General features: G+C 71.3%; 21 protein-coding genes. 20 read left to right on the top strand and 1 reads right to left on the bottom strand.

What is annotated here, in order from left to right; all coding sequences use genetic code 11:
- Positions 1 to 148 precede the first annotated feature (148 nt).
- The 20 genes from OG272_RS38035 to OG272_RS37940 all read left to right on the top strand — a co-directional run bounded on the left by OG272_RS38035 (position 149) and on the right by OG272_RS37940 (position 23,824).
- A complete protein-coding gene (locus OG272_RS38035; RefSeq protein ID WP_327727309.1) occupies positions 149 to 2,659 on the top strand; it encodes a Pls/PosA family non-ribosomal peptide synthetase in 2,511 nt (836 codons plus the stop codon).
- A gap of 14 nt (positions 2,660 to 2,673) precedes the next feature.
- Positions 2,674 to 5,151 carry a non-ribosomal peptide synthetase gene (locus OG272_RS38030; protein WP_405895587.1) on the top strand — a complete coding sequence of 826 codons (2,478 nt, stop codon included), beginning with the start codon at positions 2,674 to 2,676 and terminating at the stop codon, positions 5,149 to 5,151.
- Positions 5,148 to 6,224 (top strand): TauD/TfdA family dioxygenase, encoded by a 1,077-nt coding sequence (locus OG272_RS38025; protein ID WP_405895586.1) that lies wholly within the window; start codon positions 5,148 to 5,150, stop codon positions 6,222 to 6,224. Before OG272_RS38030 ends, OG272_RS38025 begins: the two co-directional genes overlap by 4 nt.
- Positions 6,224 to 7,264, top strand: coding sequence for a 2,3-diaminopropionate biosynthesis protein SbnB (gene sbnB, locus OG272_RS38020; RefSeq protein ID WP_328224245.1), 1,041 nt, complete (start codon positions 6,224 to 6,226; stop codon positions 7,262 to 7,264). Before OG272_RS38025 ends, sbnB begins: the two co-directional genes overlap by 1 nt.
- Before the next feature lie 48 nt (positions 7,265 to 7,312).
- A complete protein-coding gene (gene sbnA / locus OG272_RS38015; protein ID WP_326575573.1) occupies positions 7,313 to 8,323 on the top strand; it encodes a 2,3-diaminopropionate biosynthesis protein SbnA in 1,011 nt (336 codons plus the stop codon).
- A gap of 113 nt (positions 8,324 to 8,436) precedes the next feature.
- Positions 8,437 to 10,095 carry an acyl-CoA dehydrogenase family protein gene (locus OG272_RS38010; RefSeq protein ID WP_327727313.1) on the top strand — a complete coding sequence of 553 codons (1,659 nt, stop codon included), beginning with the start codon at positions 8,437 to 8,439 and terminating at the stop codon, positions 10,093 to 10,095.
- A gap of 342 nt (positions 10,096 to 10,437) precedes the next feature.
- On the top strand, positions 10,438 to 11,766 hold the full coding sequence (locus OG272_RS38005; RefSeq protein WP_327732094.1) for a GAF domain-containing protein: 1,329 nt from the start codon (positions 10,438 to 10,440) through the stop codon (positions 11,764 to 11,766).
- 192 nt (positions 11,767 to 11,958) lie between these two features.
- Entirely contained in the window at positions 11,959 to 13,374 is a 1,416-nt protein-coding gene (locus OG272_RS38000; RefSeq protein ID WP_327727314.1) for a hypothetical protein, read from the top strand.
- 127 nt (positions 13,375 to 13,501) lie between these two features.
- On the top strand, positions 13,502 to 14,083 hold the full coding sequence (locus OG272_RS37995; protein ID WP_327727315.1) for a GNAT family N-acetyltransferase: 582 nt from the start codon (positions 13,502 to 13,504) through the stop codon (positions 14,081 to 14,083).
- Positions 14,084 to 14,175: 92 nt separating this feature from the next.
- A complete protein-coding gene (locus OG272_RS37990; RefSeq protein WP_309474722.1) occupies positions 14,176 to 14,259 on the top strand; it encodes a putative leader peptide in 84 nt (27 codons plus the stop codon).
- A gap of 174 nt (positions 14,260 to 14,433) precedes the next feature.
- A complete protein-coding gene (locus OG272_RS37985; protein WP_326575581.1) occupies positions 14,434 to 16,125 on the top strand; it encodes a nitrite/sulfite reductase in 1,692 nt (563 codons plus the stop codon).
- Positions 16,122 to 16,301: a hypothetical protein gene (locus tag OG272_RS37980; protein WP_055540327.1), complete on the top strand. Its 180-nt coding sequence runs from the start codon at positions 16,122 to 16,124 to the stop codon at positions 16,299 to 16,301. Before OG272_RS37985 ends, OG272_RS37980 begins: the two co-directional genes overlap by 4 nt.
- On the top strand, positions 16,298 to 17,053 hold the full coding sequence (locus tag OG272_RS37975) for a phosphoadenylyl-sulfate reductase (protein WP_326575586.1): 756 nt from the start codon (positions 16,298 to 16,300) through the stop codon (positions 17,051 to 17,053). The genes OG272_RS37980 and OG272_RS37975 overlap by 4 nt, the downstream gene beginning before the upstream one ends.
- A 98-nt stretch (positions 17,054 to 17,151) precedes the next feature.
- A complete protein-coding gene (gene cysC, locus OG272_RS37970) occupies positions 17,152 to 17,697 on the top strand; it encodes an adenylyl-sulfate kinase (protein WP_326575588.1) in 546 nt (181 codons plus the stop codon).
- Positions 17,694 to 18,632, top strand: coding sequence for a sulfate adenylyltransferase subunit CysD (gene cysD, locus OG272_RS37965; RefSeq protein ID WP_327727316.1), 939 nt, complete (start codon positions 17,694 to 17,696; stop codon positions 18,630 to 18,632). Before cysC ends, cysD begins: the two co-directional genes overlap by 4 nt.
- Before the next feature lie 2 nt (positions 18,633 to 18,634).
- Positions 18,635 to 19,969 (top strand): GTP-binding protein, encoded by a 1,335-nt coding sequence (locus OG272_RS37960; RefSeq protein ID WP_327727317.1) that lies wholly within the window; start codon positions 18,635 to 18,637, stop codon positions 19,967 to 19,969.
- Between the two features lie 219 nt (positions 19,970 to 20,188).
- Positions 20,189 to 21,298, top strand: coding sequence for an ABC transporter substrate-binding protein (locus OG272_RS37955; protein WP_327727318.1), 1,110 nt, complete (start codon positions 20,189 to 20,191; stop codon positions 21,296 to 21,298).
- A 36-nt stretch (positions 21,299 to 21,334) separates the two neighbouring features.
- Complete coding sequence (locus tag OG272_RS37950; protein WP_327727319.1) at positions 21,335 to 22,123, top strand: ABC transporter ATP-binding protein; 789 nt, start codon at positions 21,335 to 21,337, stop codon at positions 22,121 to 22,123.
- Positions 22,110 to 23,021, top strand: a complete 912-nt coding sequence (locus tag OG272_RS37945; protein ID WP_405895585.1) for an ABC transporter permease — start codon at positions 22,110 to 22,112, stop codon at positions 23,019 to 23,021. The genes OG272_RS37950 and OG272_RS37945 overlap by 14 nt, the downstream gene beginning before the upstream one ends.
- 50 nt (positions 23,022 to 23,071) lie before the next feature.
- Entirely contained in the window at positions 23,072 to 23,824 is a 753-nt protein-coding gene (locus OG272_RS37940; RefSeq protein ID WP_327727321.1) for a CbiX/SirB N-terminal domain-containing protein, read from the top strand.
- Positions 23,825 to 23,854: 30 nt separating this feature from the next.
- Here the strand turns inward: OG272_RS37940 and OG272_RS37935 are convergent, their stop codons facing one another.
- On the bottom strand, positions 23,855 to 24,463 hold the full coding sequence (locus tag OG272_RS37935) for a TIGR03086 family metal-binding protein (RefSeq protein ID WP_327727322.1): 609 nt from the start codon (positions 24,461 to 24,463) through the stop codon (positions 23,855 to 23,857).
- Positions 24,464 to 24,465: the final 2 nt, after the last annotated feature.

Here is a 24,465-nt window from a genome sequence, read left to right as displayed (position 1 = left end):
TCAGGGGATTCGCCCAGGCTCCGACCAGGCCTGATCAATTCCGCCACACGCGTCACCGCTTCCCATCCCCTCTCCTTCTGTCATTCCGCGCGCCGTCCCGTTCACCCCCGGGCGCCTTCCATCGCAATACCTGTCGCGGAGAAATTCAATGACATTGCCAGCACCACGACACGTGGTGGAAAAACCGGGCGAGGTCCAGGGGGCCGAGCCGGACGCGGCGGAATCGTACACCGCCACCGAGCGACTCCTCGCCGAAGTTCTGGCCGGCGTCGCACGCGTCGAACATGTGCCCGCAGAAAGCCATTTCTTCGACGACCTCGGTGCCAACTCGCTGACAATGGCGCATTTCTGTGCCCGCGTCAGGAAGCACCCCGACCTGCCGTCGGTCTCCATCCGGGACGTCTACGGCCACCCGACGATCCGCGGCCTCGCCGCCGCACTGGCCGAGGCGCCGGCTCCGTCGGCCGCCCTGCCGGTGCCCGCCGAGGCCGCACCCCCCGGCAGCACGTTCCGGTACGCCCTGTGCGGGGCGCTGCAGTTGCTCCTCTTCGCCGGATACGGCCTGCTCGCCACCTCCGGATACGTACTGGGGTACGAGTGGGTGGCGGACGCCTCGGGGCTCGTCGAGATCTATCTGCGCTCGGCGGTCTTCGGCCTGCTCGCCTTCCTCGCCCTGTGCACCCTGCCGGTCGCCGCCAAATGGCTGCTGGTCGGGCGGTGGAAGCCCGTGGAGTTCCCCGTGTGGGGCCCGGCGTATCTGCGGTTCTGGATCGTCAAGGCGCTTCTGCACACCAGCCCGATGATCCTGTTCGTCGGCAACCCGCTGTACGTGCTGTACCTGCGGGCCCTCGGCGCCCGCATCGGACCGGGCGTCACGATCCTCAGCCGCACCGTCCCGGTCTGCACCGACCTGCTGACGATCGGCGCGGGCACGGTGATCCGCAAGGACTCCGTCTTCCTCTGCTACCGGGCGCGCGCCGGGCGCATCCGCACCGGCCCGGTGACCCTCGGCCGGGACGTCTTCGTCGGCGAGCACACCGTCCTCGACATCGGGACCGCCCTGGGCGACGGCTCCCAGCTCGGCCACTCCTCCGCGCTGCGCGCCGAGGAGTCGGTCCCGGCCGGGGAGAGCCGGCACGGCTCACCGGCCCGGCGCACGGACGTGGACCACGTCCGGGTGGCCCCCCTCCCGTGCGGCACGCTCCGGCGGGCCGGATACGGCCTCGCCGCCCTGCTCCAGACGCTGCTGCTGTACGTGCCGCTGACGGTCGGCGGCGCCTATCTCCTGCTCACCGCCGCGCCCGAACTGGACACCCTCCTCGACCCGGCGTCGCGGCACCTCACCTCGGCACGCTTCTACGTCGAGGCGATGGCCCTCTCGCTCGCGCTGTTCGCCGGCTCCGTCGCCGTCGGAGCCGTCGTCGTGTTCGTCGTCCCGCGACTGCTGCGCCCGCTCGTGGAGCCGGACCGCACCTATCCGCTGTACGGCTTCCACTACTCGGTGCACCGCGCGATCGCCCGCCTGACCAACCTCAAGTTCTTCACGTGGCTGTGCGGCGACAGCTCGTACATCGTCCCCTGCCTCAAGGCCCTCGGCTACGACCTCTCACGCGTCGACCAGACCGGATCCAACTTCGGCACCGCGGTGCAGCACGAGACGCCGTACCTGGTGAAGGTCGGCAGCGGCACGATGGTCGCGGACGGGCTGTCGGTGATGAACGCGGACTACTCCGCCACGTCGTTCCGGGTGTCCCGGACGGCGATCGGCGGGCACAACTTCCTGGGCAATCTCATCGCCTACCCGGTCGGCGGCCGGACCGGCGAGAACTGCCTGCTGGCCACGAAGGTGCTGGTCCCGCTCGACGGCGAGATCCGCGAAGGGGTCGGGCTGCTCGGCTCGCCGCCCTTCGAGATCCCCCGCTCGGTGGAGCGCGACAGCCGCTTCGACCACCTGCGCGAGGGCGAGGAACTGCGCCGCCGGCTCGCCGCGAAGAACCGCTTCAACCTGCGCTCGATGGGACTGTTCCTGTTCCTGCGCTGGCTGCACACCTTCGCGCTCACCGTGCTCGGCTTCATCGCCGTCGATCTGTACGGGCACGGCGACGGCATCGCGGGACTGCTCGCGCTCGCCGCGCTGCCCCTGGCGGCGCTGGTGTTCACCGTCTTCTACTACACGCTGGTGGAACGGTCCCTGACCCGCTTCCGGCCGCTGCGGCCACGGTTGTGCTCCATCTACGACCCCGTCTTCTGGCGGCAGGAGCGGCTGTGGAAACTGCCGGACAAACACCTGACGATGCTCAACGGCACCCCGTTCAAGAGCTTCGTCTGGCGGCTGCTGGGGGTGCGGATCGGGCGCCGGGTCTTCGACGACGGGGCGTTCATCACCGAGCGGACGCTGACGGCCGTCGGGGACGACTGCACGCTCGCGGCCGGCAGCAAGATCCAGGCGCATTCGCAGGAGGACGGCACCTTCAAGTCCGACCACGTCACGATCGGCGCCGGCTGCACGCTCGAGGTCGAGGCGTTCGTGCACTACGGCGTGGTGCTGGGCGAGGGGGCCGTGCTCGCGCCGGACTCCTTCCTGATGAAGGGCGAGGAGGTGCCGCCGCACGCGCGCTGGGGCGGGAACCCGGCGACGGAGACCACCGGATCACGGTGAATCGGGGGAAAGAAATGGATCGGTCGGAGTCGGGCGACGCTGCCCGGAAATACTGGCACGAGGTGCTCACCGCCGGGGGGCGGACCGTGGTTCCGCGGTGGAGCGCCGACCCGGCGAAAGGGGTCGCTGCTTACGAAGTCGTCCTGCCAGAAGGCCTGTTGACCGTCTTGGACGGTACAGCCGCGCTGCTCGCCGCCCACGCCAAGGTGCTCGCCGTGCTGTCGGGCGAGGGCGAGGTCACCACCGGCTGGCTGGAGGACGGCCGCATACTGCCGTGCCGGCTCACCACCGCACCCGGCGACACCTGGCGCGCACTGCTGGGGCACACCCACCGGGTCACCACGGAGCTGCTGACGCACGCCGGGTTCCCGGTGGCCGCGCTGCGCCGCGAACTCGGCCTCGGTGAACCGCCGTTCGAGACCGTGCTCGACACGAGCGGCGGCGACGGCGACCTCGACCAGGACGTGGTCCTGCGGGTGGGCCTGGTGCACCGCGACGATGGTCCGGCGCTGCGGCTGCGGTACCGCACGGACGTGCTCGACGAGGACGGCGCGGCCCGGATCGCCGGGTACCACGTCACCGCCCTCACCCTGCTGGCCGCCGAACCGGACGCCGAGCACGGGCGGCGGAGTCTGGTGTCGGACGACGAACTCCGGTTCCAGCTCGACGGGTTGGCAGGGCCGCACCGCGAACTGCCCGACCGCCGGGTGCACGAGCTGTTCGAACAGCGGGTCGTGGCGCACCCGGACGCCGTCGCGGCCGTCCACGGCGACCGGCGCTGGACGTACCGCGAGCTCAACTCCCGTGCCAACCAGCTCAGTCGGGCGCTGCTGGTCCGGGGCCTCGGCCGTGAGGGCGTCGTCGCGGTGGTGACCGAGCGGAACCTGGACTGGATGGCCGCCGTGCTCGCGGTGTTCAAGGCGGGGGGCGCCTACCTGCCCGTCGAGCCGCACTTCCCCGCCGAGCGCATCGCCACCACGCTCGCCCGCGCCGGGTGCGAGCTGGTGCTCACCGAACGGGGCAGCACAGCTGCGCTGGACGAGGCCCTGCCCGCGCTGCCCGGGGCGCGGCGGCTGCTCGTCGAGGACGCGTACGACGAGGCCCACCCGGACTCCGACCTCGGCATGGAGGTCGCACCGGACCGGCTGGCGTACATCTACTTCACGTCCGGTTCCACGGGCGAGCCCAAGGGCGCGATGTGCGAGCACGCCGGGATGCTCAACCACCTCCACGCCAAGCTCGACGACCTCGACATCGGCGAGGGGGACGTGGTCGCGCAGACCGCGCCGCAGTGCTTCGACATCTCCCTGTGGCAGCTGCTGGCCGCGCCGCTGGTCGGCGGGCGGACGCTGCTCGTGGAGCAGGAGGTGGTCCTGGACGTCGAACGGTTCGTCGACCGGATCGCCGACGGCCGGGCGAACGTGGTCCAGGTGGTGCCGTCGTACCTCGAAGCGGTCCTCGCCCATCTGGAGCAGCACCCCCGGGAGCTGCCCGACCTGCGCCGGGTCTCGGTCACCGGGGAGGCGCTGAAGAAGGAGCTGGCGGAGCGCTGGTTCGCCACCGAGCCGGGGATACCGCTGGTCAACGCCTACGGGCTGACGGAGACCTCGGACGACACCAACCACGAGGTGATGGACCGGGCGCCGGAGGGGGGCCGGGTGCCACTGGGCCGTCCCGTCGGCAACGTCCGTGTGTACGTCGTCGACGAGCACCTCTCCCTCGTGCCGCTGGGCGCACCGGGGGAGATCGTCTTCTCCGGGGTGTGTGTGGGACGCGGATACGTCAACGATCCCGAGCGCACCGCGCGGGCGTTCACCACCGACCCGTACCGGCCCGGCGAGCGGCTCTACCGCAGCGGGGACCACGGGCGCTGGCGGCCCGACCGCAAGCTGGAGTTCCTGGGCCGGCGGGACACCCAGGTCAAGGTGCGGGGCTTCCGTATCGAGATCGGTGAGGTGGAGAACGCGCTGCTCGGGGTGGCGGGTGTGCGGGACGGCGCGGTGGTGGTCGCCCGGGGCGCGCACCTGGTGGCCTTCCACTCCGGCCGGCCGCTCGCGGTCGAGGAGCTGCGGGACCGGCTGGCGGCCTCGCTGCCGGCCTACATGGTGCCGTCGGTGTTCCACTGGCGGGAGAGCCTGCCGCTGACCGCCAACGGCAAGATCGACCGGCGCACGCTGACCACGCTGGCCGAGCGACTCGACTCGGCGGCGGACGAGTCGGGCGAGCCTCCGGTCACGCCGACCGAGGAGCGGCTGGCTGCCGCGTGGGCGGAGGTGCTCGGTGTGCCACGGGCCCGCATCGGCCGGCACGACCACTTCTTCGACCGGGGCGGCACCTCGCTGTCGGCGGTGAAGCTCGCGATCGCCCTGGACCGGGCGGTGTCCCCCAAGGACGTGACCGGGCGGCCCGTCCTGTCCGAGCTGGCCGGGCTGATCGACACGAGGGCCGGCGCGCACACCGTCGCCGACACCATGGGGAGGTCGTCGTCATGAGCTTCCTGAGCCGCCGCGGCTCCGCGAGCCGCCGCCGAAAGGACACGAGGACGACACCGTCGTCCTCGGCCCCCGCACTCCTGCCGGACATCGGGACAGCGCCCGGCAGGCCTCCGCTCCTCACCGTCTCCCCCGCCGAACCCGCTCCCCGCTGGGCGGCCGCCCGGCGGGACGCCCTGCGTGCCGCCGTCGCCGAGCACGGCGCGGTCCTCGTACGCGGCCTCGGACTGCGGGACGCGACCGAAGTGGGCGCGGTCTTCCGTGGATTGACCGACACGCTGATGACCGAGAGGGAGGCCTTCGCGCCCCGGCGGACGTACGCGGACGGTGTGTACTCGTCGACGGCCTGGCCGTCGAACCAACCGATGTGCATGCACCACGAGTTGAGCTACACCCTGGAGTTCCCCGGCCTGATGCTCCTCGCCTGCCTCGAAGCCGCCGAGCGGGGCGGGGCGACCGGGGTCGCCGACGCGGAGGCCGTACTGGCCGCGCTGCCGCCCGAGTTGACCAAGCGGTTCGAGCGGGACGGCTGGCTGCTCACCCGCTCGTACAACGACGAGATCGGCGCGTCGGTCGCCGAGGCGTTCGGCACCGACGACCGGACCGTCGTCGAGGCCTACTGCCGGGCGCACTCCATCGAGTTCGCCTGGCGGCCCGACGGATCCCTGCACACCCGGCAGCGGCGCGCCGCCGTGCTCCGGCATCCGGTGACCGGCCGCCGCTGCTGGTTCAACCAGATCGCGTTCCTCAACGAATGGACCATGGACCCCGAGGTGCGCGAGTACCTGGTGGACCTGTACGGGGCCGACGGGCTGCCGTTCAACACCCGCTACGGCGACGGCGACCCGATCGGAGCCGACGTCGTCGAGACGCTCAACGAGGTCTACGAGGCGCACACCGTCCGCGAGCCGTGGCGCTCCGGTGACCTGCTCCTCGTCGACAACATCCGCTCCGCCCACAGTCGTGAGCCCTTCGAGGGGCCGCGCGAGGTGCTGGTGGGTCTCGCGGATCCGGTACGGCCGACCGACCGCGACACACAGGTCCCCGACGCGAAGGACGAGGTGAGGTTCTGATGACCGAGGTTCCGGGTTTCGCCGTGATCTCCGGCGCCCAGGTGCAGCGGGCCCTGCGGGGCCGGGAACGGGAGATCGTCGAACTGGTCGAGTCGGCCTACCTGTTGCACGGGGACGGGAAGACGGGCGACACGGTCAATCCGCCGTCGTACTTTCTCCGCTTCCCCGACCGTCCGTCCTCGCGGATCATCGCGCTGCCCGCCTCGCTGGGCGGGAGGTTCCAGGTGGACGGGTTGAAGTGGATCTCCAGTTTCCCGGAGAACACGGCGTCGGGGCTGCCGCGCGCGTCCGCCGTGCTCATCCTCAACGACCACGTCACCGGCTACCCGTTCGCGTGTCTGGAGGCCTCGGTCATCAGCGCGAGCCGGACTGCTGCATCGGCGGCGCTGGCGGCCGGCCGGCTGAGCGCGCGCCGGGGGGCGCCGCGTCCGGTCCGGGTCGGCTTCCTCGGGGCGGGCCTGATCGCCCGGTACATCCACACGTTCCTCGCGGCGACCGGGTTCGGGTTCGAGGAGGTGGGGGTGCACGACCTGTCCGCGGACAGCGCGACCGGGTTCCGGGGGTACCTGGAGCGGTCCGACGCGGGCGGGCGCGTGGCCGTGTACGACAGCGCCGAGGACGTGATCCGGGCGAGCGACCTGGTGGTTTTCGCGACGATCGCGGGCGAGCCGCACATCCGTGAACCGAAGTGGTTCGCCCACAACCCCCTGGTGCTGCACGTGTCGCTGCGCGATCTCGCGCCCGAGGTGCTGCTCGCGTCGGCGAACTTCGTCGACGACGTCGAGCACTGCCTCAAGGCGAACACGTCGCCGCACCTGACCGAACAGCTCACCGGCGCACGGGACTTCCTCGACGGAACGCTCCACGACGTCCTCACCGGCCGGGCGACCGTGCCGGCGGACCGTCCGGTGGTCTTCTCGCCCTTCGGCCTCGGGGTCCTCGACCTCGCGGTCGGCGGATATGTCCACGACGAAGTGGCCCGCTCCGGCGGACTGCGGGTCGTGGACGACTTCTTCCACGAGCTGCGCCGCCACGGCTGACCGGGCCGGGCGCAGCGAGTACGACATTGCACAACCAGGGGGGCAGCGGTGCCAGTCATATCCGTTCCCACGGACTTCAACGAGGAGGAGCTGTACGTCGATCTGCGACAGGTCGTCGGACACAGGCTCTTCCTGAAGTGCGAGGGCTTCAACTTCGCCGGCTCGATCAAGCTCAAGGCCGCGTCCGAGATGGTGCGGGCCGCCGAACGGGAGGGACGTCTCCGGCCGGGCTCGACGCTCGTGGAGTCGTCGTCCGGCAATCTGGGCGTCGCGCTGAGCATGATCGCGGCGAGCCGGGGCTACCGGTTTCTGTGTGTGACCGATTCCCGGTGCAATCCGCAGACCCGGCGCATGATCGAGGCGTTGGGCAGCCGGGTCCACGTCATCTCCGAGCCCGACCCGCACGGCGGCTTCCTCGGCGCCCGGATCGCGTACGTCCGCGCGCTGTGCGCCACCGACCAGCGGTACGTGTGGCTCGACCAGTACACCAATCAGGCGAACTGGCAGGCGCACTACCGCACCACGGCGCCCGCCATCGCCCGGCAGTTCCCGCGTCTGGACGTGCTGTTCGTGGGGGTCGGCACCTCCGGGACGCTGATGGGCTGCGCCCAGTGGTTCTGGGAGCGGCGGCGCCGGGTGCGGATCGTCGCCGTGGACAGTGTCGGTTCGGTGGCGTTCGGCGGGGCGCCGGGCCGCCGGATGATCCCGGGGCTCGGCACGAGCGTGACCCCGGCGCTGCTCGACGCGTCCTACGTGGACGACGTCGTCCGGGTTGAGGAGAGCGACACCGTACGGGCCTGTCACCGCATGGCCCGGCGCGGCTTCCTCTTCGGGGGCTCCACCGGCACGGTCGTCAGCGGTGCCACCGAGTGGCTGACCCGCAACGGCTCGCCCGACACCACGGCGGTGGCCGTCTCCCCGGACCTCGGGGAGCGCTACCTCGACACCATCTACCGGCCGGGCTGGCCGCAGGAGCAGTACGGGGAGGCCGTACGGGACCCTGAGGAGGAATTCGGCACAGGCGAACTGGGAACGGGCGAGCTCGCGGCGCCCGTCTGACCCGGCATCCACGATCCGGCGCCGGACCCTCCTGATACGGCGCCGGACACCTGCCCGCCGGACACCGGTGAGCTTCACCGTGACGACGCGTTGCCGAGGGGTAGATTCCCTTCATGGCAGCCGGCACCCACCACGTGACCAATCAGGCTCCGCCCCTGGTGGACTACGACGTCTTCGCCGCCGACGAGGTCCTGACGGAGGCGGTCGAGCGGCATCTGGCGCCGGAGGTGCTGGAGGAGGCGCGGGACGAGCTGTCGGGGCTCGGGCGTACGGCCGGCTCCGCGCAGGTGCAGGAGTGGGGGCGGCTGGCGAACGAGAACCCGCCGAAGCTCAGGACGTACGACCGGTACGGGAACCGGGTGGACGAGGTGGAGTTCCATCCGTCCTGGCACCGGCTGCTCGGCAAAGGTGTCTCGGCCGGGCTGACGGCGGCCTGGACACGGCCCGGCGGGCATGTGCGGCGGGCCGCCGCGTTCGTCGTCTGGACCCAGGTCGAGGCGGGCAACGGGTGCCCGCTGTCCATGACCCACGCGGCGGTGCCCGCCCTGCGCACGGACCCGGTGCTCGCCGCCGAATGGGAACCGCGGCTGACGTCCATGGTCTACGACTGGGACATGCGGCCCGCCGACCAGAAGGCCGGCGCCCTCTTCGGGATGGGCATGACCGAGAAGCAGGGCGGCAGCGACGTACGCGCCAACACGACCGCGGCGCGGCCGCTGGCCGAGGACGGGACGTACGAGCTGACGGGCCACAAGTGGTTCTGCTCGGCGCCGATGTCGGACGGGTTCCTGGTGCTGGCTCAGGCGCCGGGCGGGCTGACGTGTTTCCTGGTGCCCCGGGTACTGGCCGACGGCTCGCGGAACGTGTTCCGCATCCAGCGGCTCAAGGAGAAGCTGGGCAACCGGTCGAACGCCTCCGCCGAGGTCGAGTTCGACGGGACGTGGGCGCGCCGGGTCGGGGACGAGGGGCGGGGAGTGCGCACGATCATCGGGATGGTGGCGGCCACCCGGCTGGACTGCGCCCTGGGCGCGGCCTCCCTGATGCGGCAGGCGGTGGCGCAGGCGGTGCACCACTGCACGTACCGGGAGGCGTTCGGCGGGCGGCTGATCGACAAGCCGCTGATGCGCAACGTTCTCGCCGATCTCGCGCTGGAGTCGGAGGCGGCGACGGCGCTGGCGGTGCGGCTGGCGGCAGCCTATGACAGCGCCGAGGTGGACGCGGCCGGGGCGGGCAGCGAGAGCGAACGCTCGTTCTTGCGGCTCGCGGTGCCGGTCGCCAAGTACTGGGTGACCAAGCGCTGCACCCCGACCGTGGTCGAGGCCTCCGAGTGCCTCGGCGGCAACGGCTATGTCGAGGAGTCGGGCATGCCCCGTCTGCTGCGCGAGTCCCCGCTCAACTCCGTCTGGGAGGGCGCCGGAAACGTCCAGGCCCTCGACGTGCTGCGGGCCCTGCAGCGCGAACCACAGGCCCTCGACGCCTACTTGAGGGAGGTGGGCCGGGCCCGCGGCGCCGACCACCGGCTCGACGGCGCGATCAAGGACCTGCTGACCGAACTCGCCGATCTGGACGGCATCGAGGCCCGCGCACGCCGGCTCGTGGAGCGGCTCGCCCTCGTTCTGCAGGGCGCGCTCCTCGTGCGGTACGCGCCCCCGGCGGTCGCCGACGCGTTCTGTGCCTCCCGGCTGGGCGGCGACTGGGGCACGGCCTTCGGCACGCTGCCGCACACCCTGGATCTGGCGTCGGTGGTGGAACGGGCGCGTCCGGTGAGCTGAAACCCGCCCGGCGGGCGGGACGCCCTCTCTCGAGTGGTGCGACGCGGGGGTGGTGCTGCGCCGACACGGCACCACCCCCGCTTCTCGGGCCCCGGTGAGCGGAGCGCATGCGCCGCACGGGCGACGTTGAACAAGTTTCAAGGAGCGTACGGCGGTTCGCCAGGGTTGCAGGGGGTTGCAACTCGTCTGCGCTCTGTGGCCGGAGTGTGTCCCTCCGTGGCCGAAGAGCGGCAGACTGGGAAGCCCGCAGTCAACGCCGTCGCGCGGATCCGGACTTCCGCGGCCATCAGGGGCCGTGGAGCGGACCGGCCTGCCGGGAAGGAACATGTGCCGCACTCTCCGATGGAAGTCACGCGGCTCACCGCCACGGACGCCGCCCGGGCGGCCCGGGTCCTCGGCGAGGTGCGCGCCACCACCCTCGACGGCCGCCCTTCGAGTCCCGCCCCGCGCCCCGCGATCCGGGAGTCCTGGGGCCGCACGGTGCGCAGCGGCATCGACCCCGACCACGACTTCCGGTCCGACCTCCTCGGCCGCGACGAGGTCGAGCGCCGCCGCCGGACCTCGCGGCTGCGCCACGTCCTGCCCGTGCTCCGCGAGGGGCTGCTCTCCCTCGCGGACACCGCGCAGCACATCATGATGGTCGCGGACGCCGACGCCCGGGTGCTGTGGCGCGAGGGCAGTACGGCGGTGCTCCGCAAGGCCGACGGGCACGGCCTCGGGATCGGCGCGGACTGGCGCGAGGAGACCGTCGGCACGAACGGCATCGGCACGCCGCTCGTCTCCCGCCGCGCCGTACAGGTCTTCTCCGCCGAGCACTTCGTCCGCGCCCTGCACCCGTGGACCTGCACCGGCGCCCCCATCACCGACCCGCGCGACGGCCGGCTGCTCGGCGCCGTGGACATCAGCGGACCCCTGGAGACGCTGCACCCCTCCACCCTCGCGCTCGTCGACACGGTCGCCAAACTCGCCCAGGCCCGCCTACGGGACCTGCACCTGACCTCGCTCGAACAGCTGCGCGCGGTGGCGGCGCCGGTCCTGGCCCGGATCGGCGGCCGCGCGGTCGCCGTCGACCGGGACGGCTGGACGGCCGCGGTGACGGGTATGCCGTACACCAGCCGTGTGGCCCTCCCCCAGTCCCTCTCCCCCGGCCGCTGCTGGCTTCCCGCGCTCGGACTGTGCACCGTCGAGCCGCTGCCCGCCGGCTGGCTGATACGCCCCACCACGGACCCGGCGCCCGCCCCGACCGCCACGCACATCACCCTCGACGTCTCCCACCCGCGCCGCTGGACCGTCACCGTCGCCGGCTGCGCGGGCTCCTGGACCCATGCGCTCACCCCCCGCCACGCCGAACTCCTGTACCTCCTCGCCCTCCACCGCGGCGGCCGCAGCGCCGCCGCCCTCGCGGACGACATGTTCGGCGACCCCGCGCGCACCGTCACCGTCCGCGCCGAGATGTCCCGCGTACGCCGCTACCTCGGCGCCTTCCTCGACCACCGGCCGTACCGGTTCACCGAACGGGCCGATGTCGAAGTCCGCCTCCCCGCAACCCCGTTGGACCTCCTGCCGTACTCGGTGGCACCGGGGGTGGTCAGGGCCCGGGGGGTCACTCCGGGTGACCTGCTCCGGGCGGATCGGCGTCCGGGGCACGAGAGAGCCGAGCCGAACCCCTGATCGCACGTCAAACATTCTCAACCCCTTCCCCGTGAACGGATCATGGCGTCGGGGTGAGGGATCTCCCTGTATTTCTCCGGACCTCGGCATGACACGTGTCCCACTGACGTAGCATCGCTGCCAGGCCGCCCCACCTGCCTCTCCGTCAAGATCTTGTTCTTGGTTGGCAGTTGGCCGTCCCCGGGAGGTTTGATGAAGCACCGCGGCAGGCACCGTCGACGCAGAAGGGGACGTGCGCTGCGTGCGTCCCTGGCGGGGACCGCGCTGGCGCTCACGGCGGCGGCCACCCTGATCAGCACGTCGCAGGCGGCGGGCGGGGCCACGCCGGGCGCGCTCTCCTCGATCACCTCCGCCGATGAGCTGCGCGGGCTTCAGCTCCGGGAAACCCTGACCGACACCACCGAGCTGCGCACCCTCTCCCACGCGATGGGCGGCGGGGTCGGTGTCGACGAGGTGCTGCGGAGCGCGAACCACGCGATGCGCGGCGAGGGCGACTGTTTCGCCACCGAGAAGGACAATCTGCCCGTCGAGCCGGTGGCCGCGCGGGCGTACTGCTGGGAGCCGGGCGACGCGGTCGACGACAAGTGGGTCCCCCGCTCGGTCACCACGTCCCGGAACAACCAGGTCATCGCGGCCGGCTGGACGCACACCGGCGTCGAGAGCGACACCCCCGGCGACACGACGGGGGCCGGCGGCCCGCCCGCCGGCGTCACCGGTGCCGCCGACACCGACGACGAGGGGCTCGCCAGGGTCGCCTTCGTCGACGCCGCCGACCCAACGGACCTCCGGTACCGATGGGTTCTGCTGGTCGTCCCGACGGCCGACGGGCAGGGCTTCGAGGGCCTGCGTTCCCGGCTCGGCGGCATGGTCTGGTACGAGGACAAGCTGATCGTCACCGCGCGAGGCCCGGAGAGCCGCGGAGAGCGGGACGATTCCCTGTACGTCTTCGACCTGGCCCGCTTCCTCCGCCCCGATGTGACCGACAGCGACGTGATCGGCAAGACCGGCGACGGCTGGTCGGCCCACCACTACCGGTACGCGCTGCCCGCGGTCGCCGCCTACCGTCCGCCGGCGGGCGGCTGCGACGCGCGCGACAACGACGGGGTGCCCTGCTTCGGCTCGCTCTCCCTCGACCGGACGTCGACACCGCCCACGGTCGTCGCGAGCGAGCGGTTCCGGCCGAGCCGTGAGGAGCCCGCCCGGATCTGGCGCTACGCCCTGGACACCACCGCCGACCGCACCGGCATGCTCACCACCACCGGGCGCGAGAGCGTCGCCGTCGCCACCGAGGCGTACGAGACCGAGGCCGCGGGTGTCCGGGGTGTCCTGGCCCACAAGGGGGACTGGTACGTCGACCAGGCCGCCGGGAAGCGCGACCGGCACGGCACTCTCTGGCGCCAGGACGAGGAGGGTGCCGAGGCAGCCCGGTGCGCGCAGGACAAGGCCGACGAGACGTCGGGCCTCCAGTCGTACGCCTGCTGGGGGCGCCACACGGCCTCCCTCTCCTACTCCCCGGAGACCGGCGAGGTGTGGACGCTCACCGACCCCATCCCGGAGCGGGTGCTGTACGCGGTGAGGCTGTCGGACGTCGACAGCGCGCTGAGCTAGGAATCCCGGCCCGCCCCCAAGGGCGGCCCGACTCCGAGGCCGACTCCGAGTCCAAGGCCGGCCCGGCCCGACAGGGCGACCCGGCCCGACCTTGGAGGCGGGCCGGGGCCCGTGATTCTCTGGGCCCATGAGCAGCAGCCCCGTCACCACCTGGTCCCTGGAACAGACCTCGCCGAGCGATCTGCTTCCCGCCGCCGCGCCCGAGGGCGACGACGTCCGCATCGTGCGCGCCGAGGTCCCCTCCCCCGAGTTCAGCCGCTTCCTGTACGCCTCCGTCGGCGGCGACATCCTCTGGCTGGACCGGCTCGCATGGCCGTACGACCGCTGGCAGGAGCACCTGGCCCGGCCGGGCGTGGAGACCTGGGTCGCCTACGACCGAGGCACACCGGCCGGCTACGTCGAGTTGGAGCCGCAGGACGACGGGGTCGTGGAGATCGTGTACTTCGGACTGATCCCGGCCTTCCGGGGGCGGCGCATCGGCGGGCACCTGCTGTCGTACGGGACGGCCCGGGCCTGGGACCTCGCCGAGCGGTGGCCGGGGCTGCCGCCGACCAAGCGGGTCTGGCTGCACACCTGCACCCGGGACGGGGAGCACGCCATGGGCAACTACCTGCGGCGGGGGTTCACCCTGTTCGACACGAAGGTGACGGAGGAGGCGGACGCGCCGACGCCGGGGCCCTGGCCCGGGGCGGCCGGCTCCACACCATGACCCACATCACATCGTCTCGACATGCGAGACATCCTTGTCCGGAATGTGGATGACGGTGGACTCGGTCTAAAGAGGCGTGACACGCTTCCGTCATGTCTGGAACTGGAATTGCCTTGGTGAGTCGGCGGCACGTCGATCTCGGCCGCATGTCCAGCGCCATCTGTCCGGTGAGCTGACACCCCTGCCGCGAGGGGTTGGACGACCCCCGGGCACCAGCGCCGCACCTTCCTCTGTTTTCAGCCCGCGCAAGGACGCGCAGGCGCCGCACACGCTGCCCGCGTGTGCCCGCTATGCGCGCGCAAGCGCAGGTCAGAGCCGATTCCACGCCTTTCCCGAAGGACATACACACCATGGCCGCCACCCCGCAGAACCCCGCCACGCCCCGCCGCAAGGTGAGCCGTCACCGTGGTGAGGGCCAGTGGGCCGCGGGGCACTTCACCCCGCTGAACGGCAACGAGCAGTTCAAGAAGGACGACGACGGTCTCAATGTGCGGACACGCATTGAGACGATCTACTCGAAGCGCGGCTTCGACTCGATCGACCCCAACGACCTGCGCGGCCGCATGCGCTGGTGGGGGCTGTACACCCAGCGCAAGCCCGGGATCGACGGCGGCAAGACCGCCATCCTGGAGCCGGAGGAGCTGGACGACAAGTACTTCATGCTGCGCGTTCGGATCGACGGCGGGCGGCTGACCACACGGCAGCTGCGGGTGATCGGCGAGATCTCGCAGGAGTTCGCGCGGGGCACGGCCGACATCACCGACCGGCAGAACGTCCAGTACCACTGGATCCGGGTCGAGGACGTCCCCGAGATCTGGGAGCGGCTGGAGGCCGTCGGCCTGTCCACCACCGAGGCCTGCGGTGACACCCCCCGTGTGATCATCGGCTCACCCGTCGCCGGGATCGCCGCGGACGAGATCATCGACGGCACGCCCGCGATGGACGAGATCCAGCGGCGCATCATCGGCAACCCGGACTTCTCGAACCTGCCCCGCAAGTTCAAGTCCGCGATCTCCGGCTCGCCGCTGCTCGACGTGGCGCACGAGATCAACGACATCGCCTTCGTCGGTGTCCGCCACCCCGAGCACGGCCCCGGCTTCGACCTCTGGGTCGGCGGCGGTCTGTCCACCAACCCCAAGATCGGGCAGCGGCTCGGCGCCTGGGTGCCGCTGGACGAGGTCGCGGACGTGTACGAGGGCGTCATCTCGATCTTCCGTGACTACGGCTACCGGCGGCTGCGCACCCGCGCCCGCCTGAAGTTCCTGCTCGCCGACTGGGGCACCGAGAAGTTCCGCCAGGTCCTGGAGGACGAGTACCTCAAGCGCAAGCTGGTCGACGGCCCCGCGCCCGACCAGCCGGTGGCGCGCTGGCGCGACCACGTGGGCGTGCACCCGCAGAACGACGGCCGCTACTACGTCGGGTTCGCCCCGCGCGTGGGCCGCGTCGACGGCACCACGCTGACGAAGATCGCCGATCTCGCCGAGGCGCACGGCTCCGGCCGGGTCGCGACCACCGTCGAGCAGAAGATGATCGTGCTCGACGTCACCGAGGAGCAGGTCGACTCGCTCGTCGCGGGCCTGGAGGCGCTGGACCTCACGGTCAACCCGTCGCCGTTCCGGCGCGGCACCATGGCCTGCACCGGCATCGAGTACTGCAAGCTCGCCATCGTCGAGACGAAGGCGCGCGGCTCCCTGCTGATCGACGAACTGGAGCGCCGGATCCCGGACTTCGACGAGCCGATCACCATCAACATCAACGGCTGCCCGAACGCCTGCGCCCGTATCCAGGTGGCGGACATCGGTCTCAAGGGGCAGCTCGTCCTCAACGACCAGGGCGAGCAGGTCGAGGGCTACCAGGTGCACCTGGGCGGCGCGCTCGGCCTGGAGGCCGGGTTCGGCCGCAAGGTACGCGGTCTGAAGGTCACCTCCGAGGAACTCCCCGACTACGTCGAGCGCGTGCTCAAGCGGTTCAAGGACGAGCGCGAGGACGGCGAGCGGTTCGCCTCCTGGGTCACCCGCGCCAGCGAGGAGGCCCTCTCATGAGCGAGCGAGCCGCCCCTTTCTACTGCCCCTACTGCGGTGACGAGGACCTGCGTCCGAACGAAGAAGGTCACGGCGCGTGGGAATGCGGGGCCTGCAATCGAGCCTTCCAGTTGAAGTTCCTCGGGCTGCTGGCCCGGGGGCTTCAGCGAGCCGACAGCGGAGGGGATCACATATGACTACCGTTCAGGCGGATTCCGATACATCCGCGTCCTCGAAGGACGCGGCCGACCCGGAAGCGGCGAAGCGCGCCGAGCTCAAGGCGCTCGCCGAACAGGCCGGCCGTGATCTGGAGGACGCCTCGGCACTGGAGATCCTCCAGTGGGCCGTGGACACCTTCGGCAAGCGCTTCTGCGTGACCTCCTCGATGGAGGACGCGGTCGTCGCGCACCTCGCCTCCCGGGCCAGGCCCGGCGTGGACGTGGTGTTCCTCGACACCGGCTACCACTTCCCGGAGACCATCGGCACCCGGGACGCCGTCGAGGCCGTGATGGACGTCAACGTCATCACGATCACCCCGCGTCAGACGGTCGCCGAGCAGGACGCCGAGTACGGGCCCCGACTGCACGACCGCGACCCCGACCTGTGCTGCTTCCTGCGCAAGGTCAAGCCGCTCGAAGAGGGCCTGACCCGCTTCGACGCATGGGCGACGGGCCTGCGCCGTGACGAGTCCGAGAGCCGGGCGAACACCCCGGTCGTCGGCTGGGACGACAAGCGCGGCAAGGTCAAGGTCTCGCCGATAGCACGCTGGACGCAGGACGACGTGGACGCCTATGTCGCCGAGCACGGCGTGCTCACCAACCCCCTGCTCATGGACGGCTACGCCTCCGTGGGCTGCGCCCCCTGCACCCGCCGGGTCGCCCCGGGCGAGGACGCGCGGGCCGGCCGCTGGGCCGGCAACGCCAAGACCGAGTGCGGGCTGCACCTGTGACCGCCGCAGTACCCGCCGACACCGCCGAGACAGCTGACACCGACGGGAGCACCGTCCCTGGGACGGACCGTGCTCCCGCGACGAATCAGGAGAACCACGTGACGACCGGAGCCACCGGAGCCACCGTCTGGCTCACGGGTCTGCCGAGTGCCGGCAAGACCACCATCGCCTACGAACTCGCGGGCCGCCTGCGCGAGGAGGGCCACCTCGTGGAGGTCCTGGACGGCGACGAGATCCGCGAGTTCCTCACCGCGGACCTGGGCTTCAGCCGCGCCGACCGGCACACCAACGTGCAGCGCGTCGGCTTCCTCGCCGACCTGCTCGCCCGTAACGGTGTCAAGGCGCTCGTGCCGGTCATCGCTCCCTACGCCGACAGCCGCGAGGCGGTCCGCAAGCGCCACGCGGCGAGCGGTGCCGCGTACGTCGAGGTGCATGTGGCGACGCCGGTCGAGGTGTGCTCCGTACGTGATGTGAAGGGTCTGTACGCCAAGCAGGCGGCCGGGGAGATCTCCGGGCTGACCGGGGTCGACGACCCGTACGAGGCTCCCGAGACCCCGGACCTGCGCATCGAGTCGCAGGACCAGACGGTCCAGGAGTCCGCGGCGCTGGTCCACAAGCTGCTCACCGAGAGGGGTCTGGCATGACGACGACCGTCGCCGCCGTCTCCGGGGAGACCGGCACCCCGTACACCCTGTCCCATCTGGACGCGCTGGAGTCCGAGGCGGTCCACATCTTCCGCGAGGTGGCGGGCGAGTTCGAGCGGCCGGTGATCCTGTTCTCCGGCGGCAAGGACTCCATCGTCATGCTGCACCTGGCACTGAAGGCCTTCGCCCCGGCCGCCATCCCCTTCACGCTGCTGCACGTGGACACCGGCCACAACTTCCCCGAGGTCCTGGAGTACCGCGACCGCACGGTCGCCGAACACGGACTGCGCCTGCACGTGGCCTCCGTGCAGGACTACATCGACCGCGGAGCACTGCGCGAACGCCCCGACGGCACCCGCAACCCGCTCCAGACCGTGCCGTTGACGGAGAAGATCCAGGCGGAGAAGTTCGACGCCGTCTTCGGCGGTGGGCGGCGGGACGAGGAGAAGGCGCGCGCCAAGGAGCGGGTGTTCTCCCTGCGCGACGAGTTCTCCCAGTGGGACCCGCGCCGCCAGCGCCCCGAGCTGTGGAACCTGTACAACGGCCGCCACGCGCCCGGCGAGCACGTCCGCGTCTTCCCGCTCTCCAACTGGACCGAGCTGGACGTCTGGCAGTACATCGCCCGCGAGGGCATCGAACTGCCGCAGATCTACTTCGCGCACGAGCGTGAGGTGTTCCAGCGGGCCGGGATGTGGCTGACCGCCGGCGAGTGGGGCGGCCCCAAGGACGGCGAGACCGTCGAGAAGCGCCTCGTCCGCTACCGGACCGTGGGTGACATGTCCTGCACGGGCGCCGTCGACTCCGACGCGACCACGCTGGACGCCGTGATCACCGAGATCGCCGCCTCCCGGCTCACCGAGCGGGGCGCGACCCGTGCCGACGACAAGATGTCCGAGGCCGCGATGGAAGACCGGAAGCGCGAGGGGTACTTCTAAGCATGAGCACGATCACCGCCGAGGAGCTCTCGGCCACCACTCTGCTGCGGTTCGCGACCGCCGGTTCCGTCGACGACGGCAAGTCCACCCTCGTGGGCCGGCTGCTGCACGACTCCAAGTCGGTCCTCACCGACCAGCTGGAGGCCGTGGAGCGCGTCTCGGCGAGCCGTGGCCAGGAGGCCCCCGACCTCGCGCTGCTCACCGACGGGCTGCGGGCCGAGCGGGAGCAGGGCATCACGATCGACGTGGCGTACCGCTACTTCGCGACCCCGCGCCGCCGGTTCATCCTCGCCGACACCCCCGGCCACGTGCAGTACACCCGCAACATGGTGACGGGTGCCTCCACGGCCGAGCTGACGGTGATCCTGGTCGACGCCCGCAACGGCGTCGTCGAGCAGACCCGCCGGCACGCCGCGATCGCCGCGCTGCTGCGCGTGCCGCACGTGGTGCTGGCCGTGAACAAGATGGACCTCGTCGCGTACGAGGAGCAGGTCTTCGCGCGGATCGCCGAGGAGTTCACGGCGTACGCGTCCGAGCTGGGCGTCCCGGAGATCACCTCCATCCCGATCTCGGCGCTCGCCGGTGACAACGTGGTGGAGCCGTCGGCCAACATGGACTGGTACGGCGGACCGACCTTCCTGGAGCACCTGGAGTCCGTCCCGGTCGCCCACGACCTGGCGCACTGCCACGCCCGCCTCCCCGTGCAGTACGTGATCCGTCCGCAGACCGCCGAGCACCCGGACTACCGGGGCTACGCGGGCCAGATCGCGGCCGGTACGTTCCGCGTCGGCGACTCGGTGACCGTGCTGCCCTCCGGCCGGACGACCAAGGTCACGGGCATCGACCTGCTCGGCAAGCCGGTCGACGCGGCGTACACCCCGCAGTCGGTGACCCTCCTGCTGGCGGACGACATCGACATCTCGCGCGGCGATCTGCTCGTGCCCAGCAAGGACGCGCCCCCGACCACGCAGGACATCGAGGCGACGGTCTGCCATGTGGCCGACCAGCCGCTCACGGTGGGCCACCGCGTGCTGCTCAAGCACGGCACCCGCACGGTCAAGGCGATCGTCAAGGACATCCCCTCCCGCCTCACGCTCGACGACCTGTCCCTGCACCCGCACCCGGGACAGCTCGTCGCGAACGACATCGGCCGGGTCAAGATCCGCACCGCCGAGGCGCTGCCGGTCGACTCCTACGCCGACTCCCGCCGTACCGGTTCCTTCATCCTGATCGACCCGTCCGACGGCACCACGCTGACCGCCGGCATGGTCGGCGAGTCGTTCGCCTCCCCCGAGCCCGTCAAGGACGAGTCCGACGACGACGGGTGGGACTTCTGACATGAACCCCCAGGACTTCTACGCGACGTTCGCGAAGGAGGGCGGCCGTGTGGGCAGCGGCGCCCTCGGGAGCGGGCAGGGCGGAGTGGCGCGATGTGTGCGATGACGTACGCGCACCGCTTGCGCGCCCTCACCCCCCACCGCCGTAGACGAAAACCCGACCTCCCGGCCACGACCTGAGAGACCGTGACCGCCGGGCCTCCGAGAGGAACACCTCCCGTGCCTGCACACCGCTCCGCCGCTTTCCGGCGCGCCTTCGCGGCCATCGCCACGCTTCCCCTTCTCGCTCTCGCCGCCTGCGGTTACGGTTCCGAGGCCAAGGACGACGACTCCGCCCAGGTCGCCGCCGGGGCCGAGAAGATCGACGGTCTCGACTCCGTGAGCATCGGCTACTTCGGCAACCTCACGCACGCCACCGCCCTGGTCGGTCACCAGAAGGGCTTCTTCCAGAAGGAGCTCGGCGGGACCGAGGCGAAGTACACGACCTTCAACGCCGGCCCCTCCGAGATCGAGGCCCTCAACGGCGGCTCCATCGACATCGGCTGGATCGGCCCCTCCCCGGCCATCAACGGCTACACCAAGGCGGACGGCAAGAACCTGCGCATCATCGGCGGTTCGGCGTCCGGTGGCGTGAAGCTCGTCGTCAACCCGGACAAGATCAAGTCCCTGAAGGACATCAAGGGCAAGAAGATCGCCACCCCGCAGCTCGGCAACACGCAGGACGTGGCGTTCCTCAACTGGATCGCGGACCAGGGCTGGAAGGTCGACGCGCAGAGCGGCAAGGGCGACGTCTCCGTCGTCCGCACGGACAACGCGATCGCTCCGGACGCCTACAAGTCCGGCGCCATCGACGGCGCCTGGGTGCCGGAGCCGACCGCGTCCAAGCTGGTCGCCGAGGGCGCGAAGGTGCTGCTGGACGAGGCGGACCTGTGGCCGGACAAGAAGTTCGTGATCACGAACATCATCGTGCGGCAGGCCTTCCTCAAGGAGCACCCGGACGTCGTCGAGGCCGTGCTGCGCGCCTCGGTGAAGACCACCGCGTGGATCGACGCCAACCCGGCCGAGGCCAAGGCCGCGGCGAACGCCCGTCTCAAGGACGAGACCGGCAAGGAACTGCCCGCGGACGTGCTCGACCCGGCGTGGGAGTCCATCCAGTTCACCGATGACCCGCTGGCGTCCACCCTCAACACCGAGGCGGAGCACGCGGTGAAGGCAGGTCTCCTGGAGAAGCCGAAGCTGGACGGCATCTACGACCTGACGCTGCTGAACAAGGTCCTCAAGGCCGCGGGTGAGCCCGCGGTCGACGACGCCGGTCTCGGCGTCAAGTAACCGCACAGTCCGATGAGTTCCCAGGAGGTGACGACCATGGCCACCGCACTCGCCAAGGCCGCCGACGGCGTCCAGGCTGTCGAGCAAGCCGCCCGTATCGAGCACGTGTCGAAGTCCTTCGCCGGTCCCGCCGGGCAGCAGCTCGTCCTGGACGACATCACCCTCGATGTCGCGCCGGGCGAGTTCGTCACCCTCCTGGGGGCCTCGGGCTGCGGCAAGTCGACGCTGCTCAATCTGGTCGCCGGGCTCGACAAGCCCAGCGCGGGCAGCATCTCGACCGACGGGCGTCCGGCCCTGATGTTCCAGGAGCACGCCCTGTTCCCGTGGCTGACCGCGGGCAAGAACATCGAACTCGCCCTGAGGCTCAGGGGAGTTCCGAAGAACGACCGGCGCGAGCGGACCGAGGAGCTGCTCGGTCTGGTCCGGCTCAAGGGCGCGTACGGCAAGCGGGTGCACGAGCTGTCCGGCGGTATGCGCCAGCGCGTCGCCCTGGCCCGAGCACTCGCCCAGGAGAGCAAGCTGCTGCTGATGGACGAGCCGTTCGCCGCGCTCGACGCCATCACCCGCGACGTGCTGCACGACGAGCTGACCCGCATCTGGAGCGAGACCCAGGTCTCGGTGCTGTTCGTGACGCACAACGTGCGCGAGGCGGTACGGCTCGCCGAGCGCGTCGTCCTGCTGTCCTCGCGCCCGGGCCGGGTGGCCCGCGAGTGGACGGTGGGCATTCCGCAGCCGCGCCGCATCGAGGACACCGCCGTGGCGGAGCTGTCCGTCGAGATCACCGAAGAACTGCGTAGGGAGATCCGCCGCCATGGGCAGCACTGAGACCAAGGGCGACGCCGGCCCCGGCCAGAACGTCAAGGACTCCGACGACCTCGCCGGCCTGGAGGCGGGCCTCGACGCGCTGGACTCGGTGCAGACCGGTCGGCCGCCGCTGCGCCAGGTCCTCGTGCAGAAGGTGCTGCCCCCTGTCATCGCGGTCGCGCTGACGCTCGTGGTGTGGCAGCTCCTCGTCTGGGCGGAGGTAGCCCCCACCTACAAGCTGCCCGCGCCGTCCACGGTGTGGGACGAGGTACAGAGCGCCTGGCTGCATGGCACCCTCCTCGAATACATCTGGACCAGCGTCTCCCGCGGCCTGCTCGGCTTCCTGCTGGCCCTGCTGATCGGCACCCCGCTCGGGCTGCTGGTGGCCCGGGTCAGGATCATCCGTGCGGCACTCGGCCCGATCCTCTCCGGTCTGCAGTCGCTGCCGTCGGTGGCGTGGGTGCCGCCCGCGGTGGTCTGGCTGGGCCTGGAGCCGTCGGTGATGTACACGGTCATCCTGCTCGGCGCGGTGCCGTCCATCGCCAACGGCCTGGTGTCCGGCATCGACCAGGTGCCGCCGCTGTTCCTGCGGGCCGGCCGCACCCTGGGCGCGACCGGGCTGAAGGGCACCTGGCACATCGTGATGCCGGCCGCGCTGCCCGGCTATGTGGCCGGTCTGAAGCAGGGCTGGGCGTTCTCCTGGCGCTCGCTGATGGCAGCCGAGATCATCGCGAAGGCCCCGGACATGGGCATGGGCCTCGGCCAGCTGCTGGAGGCGGGCCGCACCAACAGCAGCATGTCCCAGGTCTTCCTCGCCATCTTCCTCATCCTGATCGTCGGCATCGCCATCGACCTGTTGATCTTCAGCCCGCTGGAGCGGTGGGTGCTCCGCAGCCGCGGCCTCCTCGTGAGCCGCTGACAGTCCCCGCAGGAAACACTGAAGGAAGAAAGCCGAAAGAGCCGAACCCCATGCGCAGTCCCGTCCTTCTCGTCATCGCCCACGGCAGCCGCGACCCGCGGCACGCCGCGACCGTGCACGCCCTCGTACGGCGTGTGCGGGCGATGCGTCCCGGGCTGCGCGTGGAGACCGGCTTTCTCGACTTCAACGTGCCGTCCGTGCACGGGGTGTTGGAGAACCTGGCGGCGGAGGGCGTACAGGACGTGGTGGCCCTGCCCCTGCTCCTGACCCGCGCCTTCCACGCCAAGGCGGACATCCCGGCGGTCCTGCGGGAGGCCCCGCCGAGCCTGCGCGTCCGCCAGGCGGAGGTCCTCGGCCCCTCCCCCCTGCTGCTGTCGGCCCTCGAACGCCGGCTGTACGAGGCGGGGCTGGACCCCGCCGACAAGTCCTCGACCGGGGTCGTCCTGGCCTCGGCGGGGTCCACTGACCCGGAGGCGATCGCGGTGATCGCAGAAATCGCGCGGGAGTGGCGGCACACCGGTTGGTGCGCCGTGCGACCCGCGTTCGCCTCCGCTGCGTTTCCCGCGGGGTTCTCCCGTACGGAGGACGCCGTACGGGAGCTGCGGGCGCTCGGCTGCGAACGGGTGGCCGTGGCGCCGTACGTCATCGCGCCCGGCCGGCTGCCGGACCGTATCGCCGCCGGCGCGGACGCGGCGGGCGCGGACGTCCTGGCCGAGGTGCTCGGCCCCTCCCTCGAAGTGGCCGCGCTGCTGCTGCGCCGCTACACCGCCGCGCTGCGTCAGTGGCAGCTCACCGCGGCCTGAACGACGACGACGACGTCGAGGCCCTCGTCGTCAGGCACCCTGTTTCGGGTCCCGGCCGCTCGACGCCAGCGCCCTGTCGAACACCGGGGCGTCGGCCGGTACCGGTACCGGGTCGGCGAAGCCGTCGTACTGGCGGTAGAGGGCGCCGTGGGTCTCCACGACGGTGAGGATGAACCCGGCAGCGGCGTCGGAGATCCGGAAGCGCTCGCCGGTGGCCGCCGCGACGTCCCAGCCGTGGACGGCCATCTCCTTGATGACCATGCCGGCGAGGTCGGTGGCCGGGAACGGGCCCATGCCGAGGTCGATGTCGCCGTCCCACACCGAGGGATCGGCCCACGCCGCGACCGCGCGGTCCAGTTGGGCGGCGTAGGCGTCGGCCCAGTCGGGGTCGGTGGTGAAGTCGCGCAGGGTCAGTGCCTCGGGGAGCGGCTTGCGCAGGGCACGGTGTTCGAGGCCGTGCGAGGTGTAGAGGACCCAGTGGTTGACCAGGGCGCGGACGTCCCAGTCTCCGCAGTGGGTGGACCGGGAGAGTTGTTCCGCCGTGACGCCCCGGGCGATCCGGGCCGCCTCGGCGGCGCATTCGGCCATGTACGGGTGGTGCGGGTGCCGGTCCGGGCGGGTGGTGTCGTGGTTCTTCATGC

Source organism: Streptomyces sp. NBC_00104 (assembly GCF_045160825.1).
Taxonomy (GTDB): Bacteria; Actinomycetota; Actinomycetes; order Streptomycetales; family Streptomycetaceae; genus Streptomyces.
This window is presented reverse-complemented; position numbering and strand designations above follow the sequence as displayed.